Source organism: Vibrio sp. (assembly GCF_050299255.1).
GTDB lineage: Bacteria > Pseudomonadota > Gammaproteobacteria > Enterobacterales > Vibrionaceae > Vibrio.
In genome coordinates this window covers 103,082-119,907 of record NZ_JBNKVP010000002.1, presented here as the reverse complement: position 1 = coordinate 119,907, position 16,826 = coordinate 103,082, and the positions used below count along the sequence as shown (strand labels likewise).

Below are 16,826 nucleotides of genomic sequence, written 5' to 3'. Positions count from 1 at the left end.
ATATCCGATATATTTAACGGATCTTTGTCTTCAAACCGAGAACACAACTCGCTGAGTCTCCTATGCTTCGAATTTTAAAACGGTTGCTGTTGCCACTAGCAATGGTCGCTATGACTCAAACCTCACTGGTTAATGCAGAAAGTATTCGCCTGATTGGCCCTAATGGTGAAGTACAGACCTCGCCACAGTTTGCTGAGCCAATCAACCGCTCTGCCAGTGAATCGTCCGAGCCTTCAAGATTTTACGGACCAACCAGTGATAACGATACACTCTGGAGTATCGCCAGCCGATTACGCCCCGCAGCCAACCTTTCCGTGCAGCAGACCCTGCTGGCAATCTATCGCCTAAATCCTAAGGCTTTTGAAGAGCAGAATATTCACAGCCTGATCCCGGGAAGTGTACTGCGTATTCCGTCACTGGCTCAGGTCAGAGGCGTCTCGACCCAGGAAGCGGTGCGCATCATGGAAGCGCATCAGGCGCGGCTAAATCAGCAACAAGCGCCAGCCACTCCGCAGCCGGTAGAACCGGTTGCCAAACTACAGCCGGCAACGCCAGTTAAGCCGCTCACGGCGGAGAAAGTCGAAAGCAACCGCCAAAGTGTTAAAGTCGATGACGCTCAAACAGCGGACAGCCAGGCAAGCTCAGCCAGTCAGCCCACTGCTGACAAACCGTCTGCCAAACCAGTTCCAGTCGCTCCTGCTGCGCAGGAAAACGCGGCCAACCAAGTGCCGAAACTGGCCGAGCCACAGAATAACTCGGAAACGGAACTACTGGCGCTGGAAGAAAAAAACCATAAATTACGCCTGATGTTGTCAGAGGTGCAGTCTGAAGTTGAAGTTCTGAAAGGTGAACTGAGCGACGAAAACCGTATTCGCAGCGAAGTAGAAAAACTGCTGGCCGAAGAGCGGGCGCGGCAAGTTCAGGAGCAGCAACTGGCGCCAACCACCCTGGATAAAATATTGTCTAATGGCTGGTCTCTGGCTGCACTGGCGAGCATTCCGGGTCTGTTTATTGTGGCATTGGGTCTGTGGCTATTTAGCCGCCGTTCACGTAAGAGCGAGCAAGAGACGGCAGAGGCGCCGCAAGCAGAAACCCAGAGCGTTGCCGATCCGATGATGGCGGCAGGTTTGGCTCACGCCATCGATGACGATATCGAAGACGACCTGCTGCTGGATGATGACTTGTTTGGTGAACTGGATGACGAATCCGATGAGCTGATTGATCTCGAAGATGATGAACCAGCAGCGGACCAGAATGATATTTTTGCCGATCTCGATAGCAGCGAACTGGATTTCAACCTCGAAGACGAAAATGGAGACGATCCTTTTGCCAGTATCGGTGACGACGGAGATTTGGACACTGATCTGGCCGAGTTGGGAGCCGATTTAACTGAACTTGATACGTCAACCACTGATATCAGCGTCAGTGGTGATGAGAAAGCCCTCGGTCTGGAAGAAATGGAGCGGGCGCTTGAGCAGGCGGTGTCTGAAGATGACAGTGACGGCGGCGATTTTGATTTGTCCGATGAAGGTGCTTTGTCGCAGGAAGATATCGAGAGCTTACTGGCCGGTGAATTTGAAGACTCAGAGCCGCTGGCAGAAGACCAGCAGGCGGCTGAACAAGTCTCAGAACTGGATTTGTCTTCCGCTGCCGATGAGCTGGATGAGTTTGATTTTGACCTGAGCGATGAGTCAGATAATGAACCGAGTGTCGCTTCGGTAGATCAGGACAATGCATCAGAACTCGACAATACGGATATCGATGACCTGTTCGAGCAATTTGCTCAACCGACGCAACCGCAATCAGAAAGCGAAACGCTGCTGGATGATATGCTGGACGACGAACCGCTGCCAGATGAAAACAGTACCGACCTACTGGATGAATGGATCGATCGCGAGTTAACGCAAACCGATCGGGAGCCAGCGTCGCTAGAAGATGAATTTGAACAGTTGATCGGGCTGGATGATACTCAGGCCGAAGAGCCGCAAGCTGCCACGACCGAAAACGCCGACAAGCTGTCGATTGATGACTCGCTGTTTGATGAGCAACCGCTGGTTGATGAGAATAGTACCGAGTTGTTGGATGAACTGCTGGATGACGATGAACCAGAGCAAGACGGCGAAGATTTGTTTGCCCAGTCACTGGATGAGTTGTTCGATTCGCAGCACGCTAGCGAAACGGATCAACTTGATCAGGAGCCGCTCGATGATGACAGTCTGGCGCTGTTTGATGAGTTGCTCAGTATCGACAGCGAAGAAGCACAAGACCAGCCGCTGGCGGCTACTGACAGTCCGCTCGATCAAGCTGACGATGAACAGCAGGCTTACTCCAGTCAGGCATTTATCGATGACCTGATCAACTCGGTTCCAGAAAGTGATTCGCTGCCGGATCAAGCCCAGAGTGAGTCACAACCCGAATCGTCCGCAGAGCAGGGCAATGTCGAGACAGTAGCAGATGCGCAGGAGTCTGATGACGACTGGTTAAGTGAGGCGATCGCTCAAATCGAACAAGCTGATGAAACGAGCCTGTTTGAAGAGTCGCCAGAAGACTCGGTTCAACAAGCAGTGCAAGAGCCAGATGAACTGTCTGACGAGCGGTTCGACTTCGCCCCTCAGGTTGAAGGCGCCGAACAGGATTTCGCTGACGCTGATGTGGAGACCGACCTGGCTGATGCATTCGCGTCTGATCCGGAAGTCAGCACAGGAGCGAGTCCAGCGGAAACGGTTGCAGATCTGGCTGACGAGCAGCAGAGCGATTCTCTGCATTCCGCTCACGAGGCTCCGGCAACGGAAAACAAACCTGAACCGGCGGCAAATGAATTTGGTACGCCTCTGGACGACGACTGGCTGGTTGACGACGATCAGTTACAGCAAATTAACCAGCTACTCGATGGTGAAGCATCGGTAAGCAATGATTTCGGTGCGGAAACCGCCGAATCCAGCGAACTTTCACTTGATGAAGCTGCAGTGGCAGCCAGTGTATCAGCCGAACAGAGCGACGATGAGCTGGATATCGATCTGTCACAGCTGCCGGAATACAGCGAACAGGACGCGCTGGCGGATTTGGCACGAGAGCCAGTAGAAGTAGACAATGAACCGGTTGAGGTCGCCGGGCCACAGGCAGAAGTGGCTGATGACGAGTTAGAGATAGACCTGTCCGAGTTACCGGAGTACGGCGAGCAGGATGCGCTGGCGGATATGGGGTTGGAGTCAGTTGACGATAAGCTACCCGAGGAAGTTGAGCCACAAGCGCAATCGGCCTCACCAGCAGAAGCGGCTGATGACGAGCTAGAGATAGACCTGTCCGAGTTGCCGGAATACGACGAGCAGGAAGCGCTAGCCGCGATGGCGAATGAGCCTGCCACAACGGATAGTGAAGCGTTGCCAGCATCGTCCGATGATCTGGACTACGACATTGATGACCTGCCGGAATATGGTGAAGAAGACGCTCAGGCGGACATGCCATCCGAAACCGGGGAGCTGCAAGATTTTAACCTAAGCCCTGTAGACATTCCGACCATGGAAGAAACCTTCGGTACGGAAGATCTGAGCAGCGAGCAGGATGCGCTGCACGCCGCGTTCCAGTTTGCAGCAGATACGGATAAACCTTCGGGCTTTGATGAACAGAGTATTGATTCGATGCTTGAGGAGGCCGAAGATGCAAAACCGGCCATTGATATTCAAGGCCAGTTAGACCAGACCATCGCCGACAGTGCGGGTATGGACCTGGATGCGATGTTAGATGTGGGCGGGGAAGACTGGAACGGTTTTACTCTGTCTCCGGAGCAACAGGCGCAAATTCCAGACGAGATTCCGGCAGAAGAAGCCAAAGTCTGGGATGAAAGTAATCCGATTGCGGCAGCGATGGATGAAAACTGGGCGGATCAGGAACTGTTGGCCGATTTTGACCCTAAGTCCAATCAGCTACGTACCATTGAAGAGCTAATGGCGGAGATGGAAGGGCAGGATTTGGATCACGAAGAGCAGGAGATTCTTAACCTGGACGTAGGGTTAAATGAGTTTCCTGATGTGATTGGTCAGGTGGGGGAAACCGACGTGGACGCCAACGCAGAGGCCGCCGGAAAGCTGGATCTGGCCAAAATCTATATGGAAATGAACGATTCAGACGGGGCAAAAAAATTGCTGGAATCGGCCATCGTGGATGGCAGCGATGACATCCGCCGCCAGGCCAAGCGTCTGATTGATGAGATAAATGCCAATTAGTTGACGCGGTTATTCGCAGCATACAGAGGGGGGAACTCGTCAGGGTTCCCCTTATCATTTGGTCCAATTGATATTATACTGCGCGGCTTGATTTCCCCTTGAGAGTAGATGATGAGAATTGCACTGGGTATTGAGTATAACGGCAGCCACTACTTTGGCTGGCAACGACAGCGTGAAGTGGTGAGCGTCCAGGCCAAACTGGAGCAAGCACTGTCCACTGTCGCCAATCACCCTGTCGAAGTTGCCTGTGCCGGGCGGACCGACGCCGGCGTACACGGTACCGGGCAGGTAGTGCATTTTGATACCGATGCGATCCGCAAACCGGTCGCCTGGACCATGGGAGTGAACGCTAACTTACCGCTGGATATCGCGGTTCGTTGGGCCAAACCCGTCTCTGACGACTTTCATGCCCGTTTTTCCGCCACGGCGCGGCGTTATCGTTACATCATCTTCAACAGCCCGTTACGGCCAGGGATTCTCAATAATGGGGTCAGCCACTATCACGGCGATCTGGATGTGGAGAAAATGCATCTGGCCGGTCAGTGTCTGCTGGGGGAAAATGATTTCACCTCATTTCGCGCCGTACAGTGCCAGTCGCGCAGTCCATGGCGAAATGTCATGCATCTGAATGTCAGCCGCCATGGTCAGTATGTGGTGGTGGACATCAAAGCCAATGCCTTTGTGCACCATATGGTGCGCAATATTGTCGGCAGCCTGATCGTTGTCGGTCGCGGTGAACAGCCAGTTGAATGGATCAAATGGTTGCTGGAGGCTAAAGATCGCACCCTGGCCGGGGCGACGGCGAAGGCTGAAGGGCTGTATCTGGTCGATGTGGATTACCCGTTACAGTTTGAATTGCCACAAGTGCCGATCGGTCCGCTATTTTTGCCGGATGATTTGAACTAATATCATTCATCTGGCTCAAATATGTCATACGCTGACACGTGAGATGTCTGTACAGGAAATAGGTACAACCAGTTTTTTGTCTACAGTTGGCATTTAATATGCTTTAATCCGTGTCGCATTTATTCAGAATTGTCATCTTTCGCAATCAGGCGGGAGAGTAAAGAGAAAAAGGTCTTCCATGAGTTGGCTTGAAAAGATTTTAGAAAAAAGCAACATCGTAAGTTCACGTAAAGCAAACATCCCAGAGGGTGTGTGGACTAAATGTACCTCCTGTGAGCAGGTACTGTATCACGCTGAATTAGAGCGTAACTTAGAAGTGTGCCCTAAGTGTAATCACCACATGCGCATGAAAGCCCGTCGTCGCCTGGAAACTTTCCTCGACGATAACAACCGGGTCGAACTGGGCAATGAGCTGGAGCCACAAGATAAGCTTAAATTTAAAGACTCCAAGCGCTATAAAGAGCGTATTTCTGCCGCTCAGAAGAGCAGCGGTGAGAAAGATGCGCTTATCGTCATGAAAGGCGAGCTGCTTGGTATGCCGTTGGTAGCCTGTGCGTTTGAGTTCTCCTTTATGGGCGGCTCAATGGGTTCTGTGGTTGGTGCCCGCTTTGTTCGTGCGGTTGACGCGGCGATCGACAACAACTGCGGCCTGGTCTGTTTCTCGGCCAGTGGCGGTGCCCGTATGCAAGAGGCGCTGATGTCTCTGATGCAGATGGCAAAAACCAGTGCAGCGCTGGAACGCCTGTCTCAGAAAGGTTTACCGTTTATCTCTGTTATGACAGATCCGACTATGGGTGGCGTTTCCGCCAGTCTGGCGATGCTGGGTGATATCAATATCGGCGAACCTAAAGCACTGATCGGCTTTGCTGGCCGTCGTGTCATTGAACAGACCGTTCGCGAAGATCTGCCGGAAGGTTTCCAGCGCAGTGAGTTCCTGCTCGACCATGGTGCTATCGACATGATTGTCGACCGTCGCGAGATGCGTCAACGCGTGGCCGGTTTGGTGGCGAAAATGACAAACCATACCTCGCCATTGGTGGTTTCTGTGAACGATTCACCAAATGAAGAACCTTATTCTGTACCAGAAGCGGACGAAAAAGGGTAAAGTAGGCTCTAACAGAAAACCCTGACTAAAGTGGTTCACGTTAGATGACTCAACAGCCAATTCCTCAAGCCACATCCTCCTTAGCGGTGTGGCTTGATTATTTATCCCATATCCATACCTCAGCTATCGATCTTGGACTGGAACGCGTTCAGGCAGTAGCCGAAAAAGCCCAACTCACCAAACCAGCCCCTACCGTCATCACGGTTGCCGGAACTAACGGTAAAGGTTCGACCTGTGCGCTGATGGAAGCGATTTTATTGGATGCCGGTTATACGGTAGGTGTCTACAGTTCGCCGCATTTAATCCGATACAATGAGCGAGTCCGCATTAATGGCCAGGAACTGGCAGACAGCGAACATGCCGCGGCATTTGATTTTGTCGAACAACAGCGTGGCACCATCTCACTGAGCCTGTTCGAATTTGGAACACTGGCCGCACTCAAGCTGTTTATGACTCACCAGGTAGATGTGGTGCTGCTTGAAGTGGGGCTTGGTGGGCGTCTGGATGCCACCAACGTGGTAGATCATGATGTCTCGGTGATCACCAGCCTGGCTGTCGACCATACCGACTGGCTGGGTGATGACATCAATGTGATCGGCTTTGAAAAAGCGGGGATCTTCCGCTCCGGCCGCGCTGCCATTTGTGGCCAGCCTAAGCCGCCGGCTACGGTTGCTGCCCATGCCGACGATATCGGTGCTGAGTTTTTCCAGGTTGGTATCCAGTTCGACTATCAATTGACCTCAGAGAACCGCTGGCGCTGGCAAAGTGGTGCCTTTGTACTGGACGAACTGCCTGTGCCAGGGCTGCCTTTGCCAAATGCGGCAACGGCCTTGATGGCGCTGGGCTGTAGTGAGTTGCAGATATCCGATGTCAATGTGGTGAACGGTTTGCAACAAGCTCGTCTCGCCGGCCGCATGCAGCAGATCCACGAAAAGCCAGTCATCCTGCTGGATGTCGCGCATAACCCCCATTCAGCCCAATACCTGGTCGAACAGGTGTCAAGGCATTACCCGGATAAAACGGTGCACATGGTGGTTGGTATGTTGCACGACAAAGATATTCAGGCCACGCTCAAAGAACTGGCGCGTATCAGCCACTATTGGTATCCCGCTTCGTTGTCCGGTCCTCGAGCCGCTGGCGCTGATGAATTAGCACGCTACCTGCCGCAAGATTGCCAGCAATTTGCCAATCCGGTTAACGCTTTTGAAGCGGCAATGACACAAGCGGACGCGGAAGCGATCATAATAGTGGCTGGGTCATTCCACACTGTGGGTGAGGTACTGGAGCATTGGCAGAGTAAAGGAGCATAAATGGCCAGCAAGTTTCAAAGCCGTCTAGTCGGTACTATCGTTCTGGTTGCGATTGGTGTCATTGTATTGCCAGACGTTTTAGATGGTCAGAAAACCCACTACCGTGAAGAAATTGCCAGTATCCCGATCAAGCCGGAACTGGAAAGGGATATTGAAACCTACGCCATCGCCGAACCGGTAGAGCAGGAGATGGTGTTGCCCGAGTCGCCGGTTTCCGCGCAAACGTTAGATGAGGCGGAGCCAGCACCGGCTGTCTCATCGGCAGTGGCGGCAGAACAACAGGTAGCGATTAAGATCGAGCCTGTGGTAGAACCTAACGCCTACCAGGATAGCGGTTGGATTATTCAACTGATGGCATTGAAAAATGCCGAGAACGCAAAAAACGTCGTAAAAGATTTGCAAAAGAGGGGTTATCAGGCCCATACCAAGCGGGAAAATGGCTTTACTCGTGTGATTATTGGCCCTGATGTCTCTAAGTCGAAGCTGGAGCAGCAACTCATTGAGCTGGAAAAGATTACCGGCTCAAAAGGTCAACTGCTGAAATTTAAACCACTAAATCCATAAGAAAACGTTTGCGTCAGCATTTTTTCTGTTAAAATGCGCGCCAACTTAGAATGTAAAGAAGATATGAACTGGTTAGATATTGTCATTTTAAGTGTGATCGGGCTGTCGGCTTTGATCAGTTTGGTTCGTGGCTTTGCTAAGGAAGCACTGTCACTGGTGATTTGGTTTGGCGCTTTTTTTATCGCCAGCCATTACTACGCTAAGTTAGCGGTTTATTTCACCCGTATTGAGGATGAACTATTCCGCAACGGCGCTGCGATTGCCGCGCTGTTTGTCGCCACTTTGATTGTCGGCGCCTTAGTGAATTACCTAATTTCCCAACTGGTGCAAAAGACCGGATTATCAGGAACCGATCGGGTACTGGGTGTGGTATTCGGTGCCGCTCGCGGGGTGTTGATCGTTTCAGCCGCGTTATTTTTTATGGATGCTTTTACGGCATTCCCAAATTCAGAATGGTGGAAGGGCTCGCAACTGGTCCCGGAATTCAGCCGGATCATCGCGCCGTTCTTCGACCATTTACAAGCAACATCGAGTTTTTTATCTGGCGTGAAATAGCGCCAGCCATTGTCGCAAATCGAGGGTTAGGACATGTGTGGTATTGTTGGAATCGTGGGCACATCGCTGGTTAACCAGTCTATCTATGACGCGTTAACAGTTTTACAGCATCGTGGCCAGGATGCAGCGGGTATTTGTACCATCGAAAGCAATCGTTTTCGTCTGCGTAAGGCGAACGGACTGGTAAAAGATGTGTTTGAAGCAAGACACATGCAGCGCCTGCAAGGCAACGTTGGTATCGGCCATGTTCGCTACCCGACGGCTGGTAGCTCCAGTGCGTCTGAAGCCCAGCCTTTCTATGTTAACTCACCATTTGGTATCACGTTGGCGCACAACGGCAACCTGACCAATGCTAATGACATTCGCGACAAGCTGTTTGAAAAAGACCGTCGTCATATCAATACCACCTCTGATTCAGAAGTGTTGCTGAATGTTCTGGCTCATGAGATTGACACCGTAAAAGGCAATATCACGTCAGATGATGTCTTCCGTGCCATCACCAATGTTCACCGCACCATTCGCGGCGCATACGCAGTGGTCGCGATGATCATCGGCCACGGTATGATTGCGTTTCGTGACCCGAATGGTATTCGTCCGCTTTGCCTCGGCAAACGTGAAACTAAAGGCGGTACAGAATATATGGTGGCATCTGAGTCAGTTGCTCTGGATGCAGTCGGTTTTGATTTTGTCCGCGACGTCGCGCCTGGTGAAGCCATTTACGCTACATTTGACGGTGAACTGCATACCAAGCAGTGCGCAGACAATCCGGCACTGAACCCATGTATTTTTGAGTTTGTCTATTTCGCTCGTCCGGACTCGTTCATTGATAAAATTTCCGTTTACAGTGCTCGCGTAGAGATGGGTAAGAAGTTGGGTGAACGTATTCGCGACGAATTCAGCCACCTGGATATCGACGTAGTGATCCCGATTCCGGAGACTTCCTGTGATATCGCGCTGCAAATCGCTCAAGCGATCGACAAGCCATACCGTCAGGGATTCGTGAAAAACCGTTATGTCGGTCGTACCTTTATCATGCCGGGTCAGCAGCAGCGTCGTAAGTCGGTGCGTCGTAAACTGAATGCGATTCGCTCTGAATTCAAAGACAAAAACGTTCTGCTGGTTGATGATTCCATCGTTCGCGGTACCACTTCTGAGCAGATTATTGAGATGGCCCGTGACTCCGGGGCGAACAAAGTCTTTATGGTGTCAGCGGCACCGGAAATTCGCTTCCCGAACGTGTACGGTATCGATATGCCAAGTGCCAACGAGCTGATCGCCCATGGCCGTGACAACGACGAAATTTGTGCCCAAATCGGTGCCGATGAGCTGATCTTCCAGACTCTGGAAGACTTGGTGACCGCAGTAGGCTTGGGCAACCAGGATGTGACTAAATTTGAAACTTCCGTGTTCAGCGGCGAGTACGTGACCGGTGACATCGATCAGAAATACCTCGATTTCCTTGAGTCACTGCGCAGCGACGACGCCAAACTGCAGCGTGAAATCCAGCAGGATCTGGCCAACCTGGAACTGCACAACGAAGGCGCGTAATTCAGTCTGATTGATATTCATACGAAAAAGGCTTCCCTAAGGAAGCCTTTTTTATCTCTGCCGGCCCTGACAAATCTGCCAGGTCGATTTGCTTACTGCCTGGCCGGAGTGAACTGGCTGAACAAAAACAGCAGCGTGGCACTGACTACCACGGAAGGACCGGCGGGGGTGTCCCAGTGCCAGGACATTGCCAGACCGAGCACCACGGCTATTGTGCCGAGCAGTGAAGCGGTCAGCGCCATTTGCTCTGGTGTCGATGCCAGACGTCTGGCCGTAGCAGCAGGAATGATCAACAGCGAGGTGATGATCAGCGCGCCGACAAACTTCATTCCGACTGCTATCACTACACCGACCAATAACATCAACAACAGCCGCATCAGGTCGACATTGTGGCCTTCGACTGCTGCCAGCTCTTCATTTACGGTAATCGACAGCAAAGAGTGCCAGAAATATCTCAGCACCAGGCCGACGACCACGACCCCGGAATAGATAAACATCAGATCAACCGGGGTAACAGCCAGTAGATCGCCGAACAGGTAACTCATCAAATCAATCCTGACGTCATCAAGAAAGCTGACCGCAATAAGACCCAACGAGAGCGCACTGTGGGCCAGAATGCCCAGCAGGGTATCGGTCGCGACCAGCTTCTGTTTCTGCAGTGTCACCAACAGTACCGCCAGACAGAGACAGCACAACAGCAGCGCCAGATAGAGGTTGATCTTGAGCAATAGACCCAGTGCCAGACCAAGCAAGGAAGCATGGGCCAGGGTATCGCCAAAATAAGCCATTCTGCGCCAGACCACGAATGAGCCCAACGGCCCGGCGATGGCGGCAATACCGAGTCCGGCGAACAGTGACGGGAGTAAAAATTCAATCATGGTGGTGTCCGTGGTCGTGCTGAGAGCAGTATTCCGCATCCCCGCTGACCGGCTGACCGGCCAAATCGTGGTGATGGTGCTCGTGGTGGTGCTGATAAAACGCCAGCGTTTCCTTAGGCGTATGGCCAAACAGGTTCAGATAACTGGGGTGTCTGGAGATATCCGCCGGGGTACCTGAGCAGCAGACATGATGATGCAGGCAAATAACGTCGTCCGTTTTGGCCATCACTAAATGCAGATCGTGGGAGACCATAAACACACCGCAATGGAAGCGGTTACGAATATCGTCAATCAAATCATAGAGATCAATCTGACCCTGAACATCCACGCCCTGTGCCGGTTCATCCAGCACCAACAGCTGCGGCCGGCGTAACAACGCCCGAGCCAGCAGCACCCGTTGGGTTTCCCCGCCAGATAAGGCATGCATGCTGGCGGTCAACAGGTGTTCTATACCCACCAGTTTCATCGAATCCAACAGCTCCTGACGGCTGTACTTGCCAGCCAGTTGCAGGAATCGCTGTACGCTCAGGGGCAGGGTATCGTTTAACTTCAGTTTTTGCGGTACATAACCTATGGTCAGTGTCGCCGGCTTGATGAGCTGACCTTCAAAGCGTCGTTCCAGGCCCAGCAGTACTTTTACCAGGGTAGATTTACCTGCACCATTGGGCCCTATCAGGGTGGTGATTTTTCCTTGGTTTAATTGGAGTGAGACTTTATCGAGAATTGTCCGGTCGTCAAATCGCACCGAGATTTTGTCCAGCTCGGCTAGTGTCGTCATGCAGGAAACTCATTTGCAAATCTATAATGTTATAATGTAACATTTGCGACCTGTTAACGCCATTACTGATATTGATTGCCTGTATGTTTGTTCGTTCTATTACCTTATGTCTGTGCCTGCTGTTACCGTCGATGGCGCAGGCCCTGACTCTGATCACCAGCATTAAGCCGATCCAGATGATCGCTTATGAATTGACGCTTGGCGTCACTCAGCCACAGGTGCTGCTCAGTGGCAACAGCTCACCGCATGATTACGCACTGCGCCCATCGGATGTTAAACGGTTGCACGATGCGGATTTGGTGGTCTGGTATGGTGACGATCTGGAGCCATTCCTGACCAAGGTGCTACGCGATAACACCAATACAGTGACCATTAGCGCGCTGCCAGGCTTGTCGCTACGTGAGTTTGATTCATCTGATGAAGACCACGATGGGCACCATCATGGTCATTACGACCCCCACTTCTGGTTGGGAATGACTCCGACTATCCAGGTTGCCACCGCGTTAAGTCGCCGATTGGCTGAGATTGATCCGGATAATGCCGCGCAGTACCAACTGAACCTGGAGAACTTCCAACAGCGACTGCAGCAGTTACAGCAGGCGCTGGCTAAGCAGTTACAGCCGCTGCAACAGCAAGGTTACTATGTATTTCATGATGCCTATGGCTATTTCGAGCAGCAGTACCAGTTACGCAACCTGGGTCATTTCACTGTGACGCCGGACCGCAAGCCTGGTGCCAAGACTCTGATTGCCATACGAAAGGCGCTGACAAGCCACCAAGTTCAGTGCGTATTCGCGGAACCTCAGTTTACCCCGGCGGTGATTGATTCTGTGATGCGTGGCAGCCAGGCGCAGGTTGGTCAACTCGACCCTATCGGCACGGATATCCCTGTCGGCAAGGATAGCTACTTCCAGTTTCTGCAGGCAATGGCCGATAGCTTCAGCCAGTGTCTCACCCCTCGCTAATATCCCAATTAAGCGCCTGGATGTGATCCAGGCGTAAAATTACAGCTCCACTCCTTATTCCTACTCTGCTTTCAAATCATGAATTGTGTAAACTGAGATAATTATTGTCGCAAAAAATGATTATTTAGCTTCGTGCTCTCTAACGGCACGCAGTTACAGTTTGATCAAGGCAGAGAGGATAGCCAAGTTGTTCAGATGGTTTTTAATGCTGGCGTTGTTGCCTGCCACCTTAGCGTGGGGCAGTGGTACCTCTGTCTTTTATCCGTTGCCCTTTCAGGCCAAAGGCCAAAATCTCATCGCTAAAAATCTCTATGTTGCGCCGCAAGGAGGCTTGTGGCTGCAGGATATGAATAATCAGCTGCAGTTTTTTGATGGTCAGCAACTGTGGCCGCAGACCGGTACCAGTCAGGTCGAGTCGACGAGTCAGTCGATTTATTTTGCCGGCGACATCTGGAGCTTTGCCGGCAATGAACTGTTTCGCGCCAGACCAGGTCAGACAAGAAAAGTCGCGACTTCTCTGCCGCCAGGAGCCGAAATCCTCCGGCTAGGGCAGGCCGGTAAGCAACTCTGGTTTCTCAGCCGCGACAGTTTCTATTTTCTGAATCCGGTAACCGGTCAACGTGACAGTTTCTCACTGACGCCACTGCGGCAATACAGTAATAGTGAGGCGGTAGAGGTGCTGTCTGCTGAGTGGACTGACCGGGGGTGGTTACTGGCAACCAACCATGGCCTGTTTCACTATCAGGATGGCCAACTCAGCCTTTGGCGGGCTGTGGGCCGTCAGGTCGTCACTTCGATTCTGTACCTGCCCGGGCAAGATTTGTTGCTGATTGGCGGAGAGCAGCAGGTACAACTGACCAGTTTCAGCCGGCCCCAGTCAGTTATCAAACACGCTACCCGCAGCCGGGTTACCAGTATGACGGCCACCGACCGTGGAGTCTGGGTCGGCACCGCCGATGGTCTGTGGTTATACCGACACAGTCTGCGTCAGTTTGAGCCTCAACCATTGGGCTCCGGGAATATGCAGCCAGGTACGCCGTTGGGGGTGCGGGCACTGGTCAGTGACAACCAACAGGGGATTTGGATTGCGACTGACCAGGGCATTCTGTATTACTCACAGTTTAGCGAACAATTTGAGCGCTTCCCTGCGTCATTATTCGGCCAGGACTGGGAGCAAACCGGGGTAAGATTTATCCGCCGCAGGCTAAACAGCCACGGCTATTGGGCCGTGGGCTCGTGGGGCGTTGACTATCTGGAACTGGACGGGAAATTATCTCGACGTTCGATTTATGCCGGAGCCGTCAACGATCTGTCTGAACGATCCGGCATTTTGTGGCTGGCAACGGAACAGGGGGTGGTGGCGTTGGACAGTGCCAGTGCCGAGCCACTGCCATTACCGGCAGAGCTGAACATGCTGTCAGTACAGTTTATAGAAGCCGATTCGAAAGGGCTGGTGTGGGGATTGTCATCCGGCAAACTGTGGTCTTACGATACTCGTTCCGGCTACGTCCATCAGTTGGGACAACATTGGCTGACGCAGAGCGAAGGGCGAGATACGTTTCGTGGGATCATTTCTGGTGACTCCGGTAGCAAGTATATCGCGACTGACCATGGCATATACCAGGTCAGATTGAACAGTGTGCGTTACCGGCGTGACAGTGCCAGGTTTGGCCCGGTTGTTGACCTGCTGGAAATGGCAGATAACACGGTATGGGTTGCTGCAGAGTACGGAGTATACCGTTTTGACCCACTGCGCAATGAAGTGAATGCCATCCCGCTGTTAGACAGCAAGTTGTCGCCCAATTGTCTGATCGTCAGCAATGATCACGTGTGGCTGACCTCGTCAATGGGATTGTCTCAGTATAGCCGGGAGGGGCAGCTTTTAGAGCATTTTGGCGCGCCATTCGGGCTACTCAACAATGAGTTGTTACCTGGCGTGTGCAGTGACAGTTCCGAGCAGGGACGCAGTTTGCTTCTGGGTTCCCGGCAAGGTGTTATCAAGGTCAGCAGCGACAGCTTGCGCCGACATTCTACTCCCCATCCTGCGATTGTCCTCAGTCAGGTGCGGCGAAATCAACAGGTGATCAGTCAGGCCAACAGTGAACTGAAACCGTTTGAAATGGAAAGCGAAGACAGCCTCAGCATCCAGTTTGGCCTGTTCCCTTTCCGGGCGGGCGCCCAGCTTGAGTATCGGCTCAATAGTGGTCCATGGCAGCGGCTGATGGCCAGTGAGTTGACCCTGATACATTTGTTGTCTGGCGACTACCAACTGACGGTACGCCAGGTCAGCAGCGGCCTGACCGTTGAACATTGGCCCGAGAAGACACTCAGTTTCCAGGTAAAAACGGCCTGGTACAAAAGTGACACCGTGTGGGTGATTTTGCTCGGTTTGTTAGCGGCCTTGATCTCCGGTTTACTATTGTGGCAGCGTCACCGGTTACTGACCGACAATCGTGAGCTGAAGGCTGACGTAGCGCTGCAACAGAGCCAAATGCGTCACCAGAGCCGACTGCTTATGGCCAATAACCGTCAACTGAGAAAACAGCTGCACATCCGGCATACATTGTTTGACCAGGTGATCAGCACTATCGAGTTCAAGTTACAGCGTGCGGTGCAGCAGTCCCCACTCACGGAGCAGCAGTTTGCCAACAAACTGCACACTATGGTGCTGAACGAACTGAATATTCTGCGACATGTGCGCAGTGATGGCTCAGGAAGCCGGGCAGTACACGACTTAGCACTGGTATTGGTGTCAGTACTCGACAGTTGGCAGGAAGATTTTGAGCAGCTGGGGATAAAAATCCACTATGGTCAGCTCCAGGCGGGGGCGTTACCCATCGAACTGGACTACTTCAATCTGGATGAGATCCTTAACACACTCTTCTCCGGGTTACTCAAGCGCTGTTACCGTAACCAGTCCGTTACGCTGGAACTCGGGCTTAGAGAAGGCCAGGTCGTGTTGCAACTTATTGACCAGGGCAGAGCGTTAGAGACAGAAGCCAGCCATGAGTCGGGCCTGGCAGCCGGCTTTGAGTGGACGCAACTCCAGCAAGCCGTTGATAAAAGTGGCGGCTGGATCCGTATCCATAGTTCACCGGCTCGAAACCTGACCGAGCTTGGATGGCCTCAGGGAAACCCCTTTGATGATAACCATTCCGAGTTAGACCTTGACCAAGCAGAGGTGGAAACCGCGGCCTCACAGCAGCACGAACCCTGGCTGGAAAAACTGGAGCAGCTGGTTCGACAACACTATACCGATGCCAACTTTGGCACGGCTTCCGCGGCGCAGTCTTTATATATGTCTGAGCGCAGCTTTCAGCGCCGCTTTAAGTCGGCGACAGGCAAAACCTTCAAAGAGCACTTGAGTCAGATCCGGCTCGAATACGCCTGCCAACGGTTGCTTGACGGTGAAAAAGTGGTGGATGTTGCTTTTGCTTGTGGGTTTAACGACGCCTCGTATTTCAGCCAGAGGTTTAAGACCTATTTCGGAGTCTCTCCAACCCGGTTTGTTGAATCAAACAGTGAATCCTGTTAATTGCGGCTGGCTTTACCCTGATCGCTTCCCTCGCTTTACTCTCGATGCCGGTTGGCACGACGAATCGATACTTTACTGAGCTTTGTCTTATACCGGGTTAGCTGGGGTCGAGTTGGTTCGCCATCGGAGCGCAAATGTGCATCTGGCTGTCATCGGCTGTGGATGAGATAAAAAAGGAGATAAGAAGAAAAAAAAGATCGTGGTATAGCCGGGGGGACCATACCACGGGTGCCAATGACACCTTCGCTTGCTGCCGGAGCGGTGCACTGAGCACCACCTCTGGAATTCAATTGTTGCCTTTGACACCTCAGTGTCGCTGACAAGATTCACTATAAGCATACCCACTTAATTTCCTTATAAAATTAACGCCACCCTAACATAACAAACCCGACAATTTTCCCTTTTAGGTTTTAACTAACTGAATTATATGAATTTATATATGGAATGACCGACGGGTTA

General features: G+C 52.2%; 11 protein-coding genes. 9 read left to right on the top strand and 2 right to left on the bottom strand.

Translation table 11 applies throughout. The features are described 5' to 3' along the window. The first annotated feature begins 62 nt into the window (after positions 1-62). The 7 genes from ACQY6F_RS01410 to purF all read left to right on the top strand — a co-directional run bounded on the left by ACQY6F_RS01410 (position 63) and on the right by purF (position 10,211). Positions 63-4,223, top strand: coding sequence for a FimV/HubP family polar landmark protein (locus ACQY6F_RS01410; RefSeq protein WP_428771715.1), 4,161 nt, complete (start codon positions 63-65; stop codon positions 4,221-4,223). Between the two features lie 111 nt (positions 4,224-4,334). Continuing rightward, positions 4,335-5,129: a tRNA pseudouridine(38-40) synthase TruA gene (gene truA, locus ACQY6F_RS01405; RefSeq protein ID WP_428771855.1), complete on the top strand. Its 795-nt coding sequence runs from the start codon at positions 4,335-4,337 to the stop codon at positions 5,127-5,129. Positions 5,130-5,307: 178 nt separating this feature from the next. Further along, positions 5,308-6,234, top strand: coding sequence for an acetyl-CoA carboxylase, carboxyltransferase subunit beta (gene accD / locus ACQY6F_RS01400; RefSeq protein ID WP_428771713.1), 927 nt, complete (start codon positions 5,308-5,310; stop codon positions 6,232-6,234). A 44-nt stretch (positions 6,235-6,278) separates the two neighbouring features. Continuing rightward, positions 6,279-7,544, top strand: a complete 1,266-nt coding sequence (gene folC / locus ACQY6F_RS01395) for a bifunctional tetrahydrofolate synthase/dihydrofolate synthase (protein WP_428771711.1) — start codon at positions 6,279-6,281, stop codon at positions 7,542-7,544. Continuing rightward, complete coding sequence (locus ACQY6F_RS01390; RefSeq protein ID WP_428771709.1) at positions 7,545-8,108, top strand: SPOR domain-containing protein; 564 nt, start codon at positions 7,545-7,547, stop codon at positions 8,106-8,108. It abuts the gene before it with no gap. Between the two features lie 63 nt (positions 8,109-8,171). Then, positions 8,172-8,663, top strand: a complete 492-nt coding sequence (locus tag ACQY6F_RS01385) for a CvpA family protein (protein WP_428771707.1) — start codon at positions 8,172-8,174, stop codon at positions 8,661-8,663. A gap of 33 nt (positions 8,664-8,696) precedes the next feature. Then, a complete protein-coding gene (gene purF / locus ACQY6F_RS01380) occupies positions 8,697-10,211 on the top strand; it encodes an amidophosphoribosyltransferase (protein ID WP_428771705.1) in 1,515 nt (504 codons plus the stop codon). 92 nt (positions 10,212-10,303) lie between these two features. On the opposite strand, the gene znuB is transcribed toward purF, so the two are convergent. Next, on the bottom strand, positions 10,304-11,089 hold the full coding sequence (gene znuB, locus ACQY6F_RS01375; RefSeq protein ID WP_428771703.1) for a zinc ABC transporter permease subunit ZnuB: 786 nt from the start codon (positions 11,087-11,089) through the stop codon (positions 10,304-10,306). Next, on the bottom strand, positions 11,082-11,867 hold the full coding sequence (gene znuC / locus ACQY6F_RS01370) for a zinc ABC transporter ATP-binding protein ZnuC (protein ID WP_428771701.1): 786 nt from the start codon (positions 11,865-11,867) through the stop codon (positions 11,082-11,084). The genes znuB and znuC overlap by 8 nt, the downstream gene beginning before the upstream one ends. A gap of 83 nt (positions 11,868-11,950) precedes the next feature. Between znuC and znuA the strand changes: the two genes are divergently transcribed. Then, the gene (gene znuA / locus ACQY6F_RS01365) at positions 11,951-12,832 is read left to right on the top strand and encodes a zinc ABC transporter substrate-binding protein ZnuA (RefSeq protein ID WP_428771699.1); all 882 of its coding nucleotides are present in this window, start codon (positions 11,951-11,953) and stop codon (positions 12,830-12,832) included. A 187-nt stretch (positions 12,833-13,019) separates the two neighbouring features. After that, entirely contained in the window at positions 13,020-16,367 is a 3,348-nt protein-coding gene (locus ACQY6F_RS01360) for an AraC family transcriptional regulator (RefSeq protein WP_428771697.1), read from the top strand. Positions 16,368-16,826: the final 459 nt, after the last annotated feature.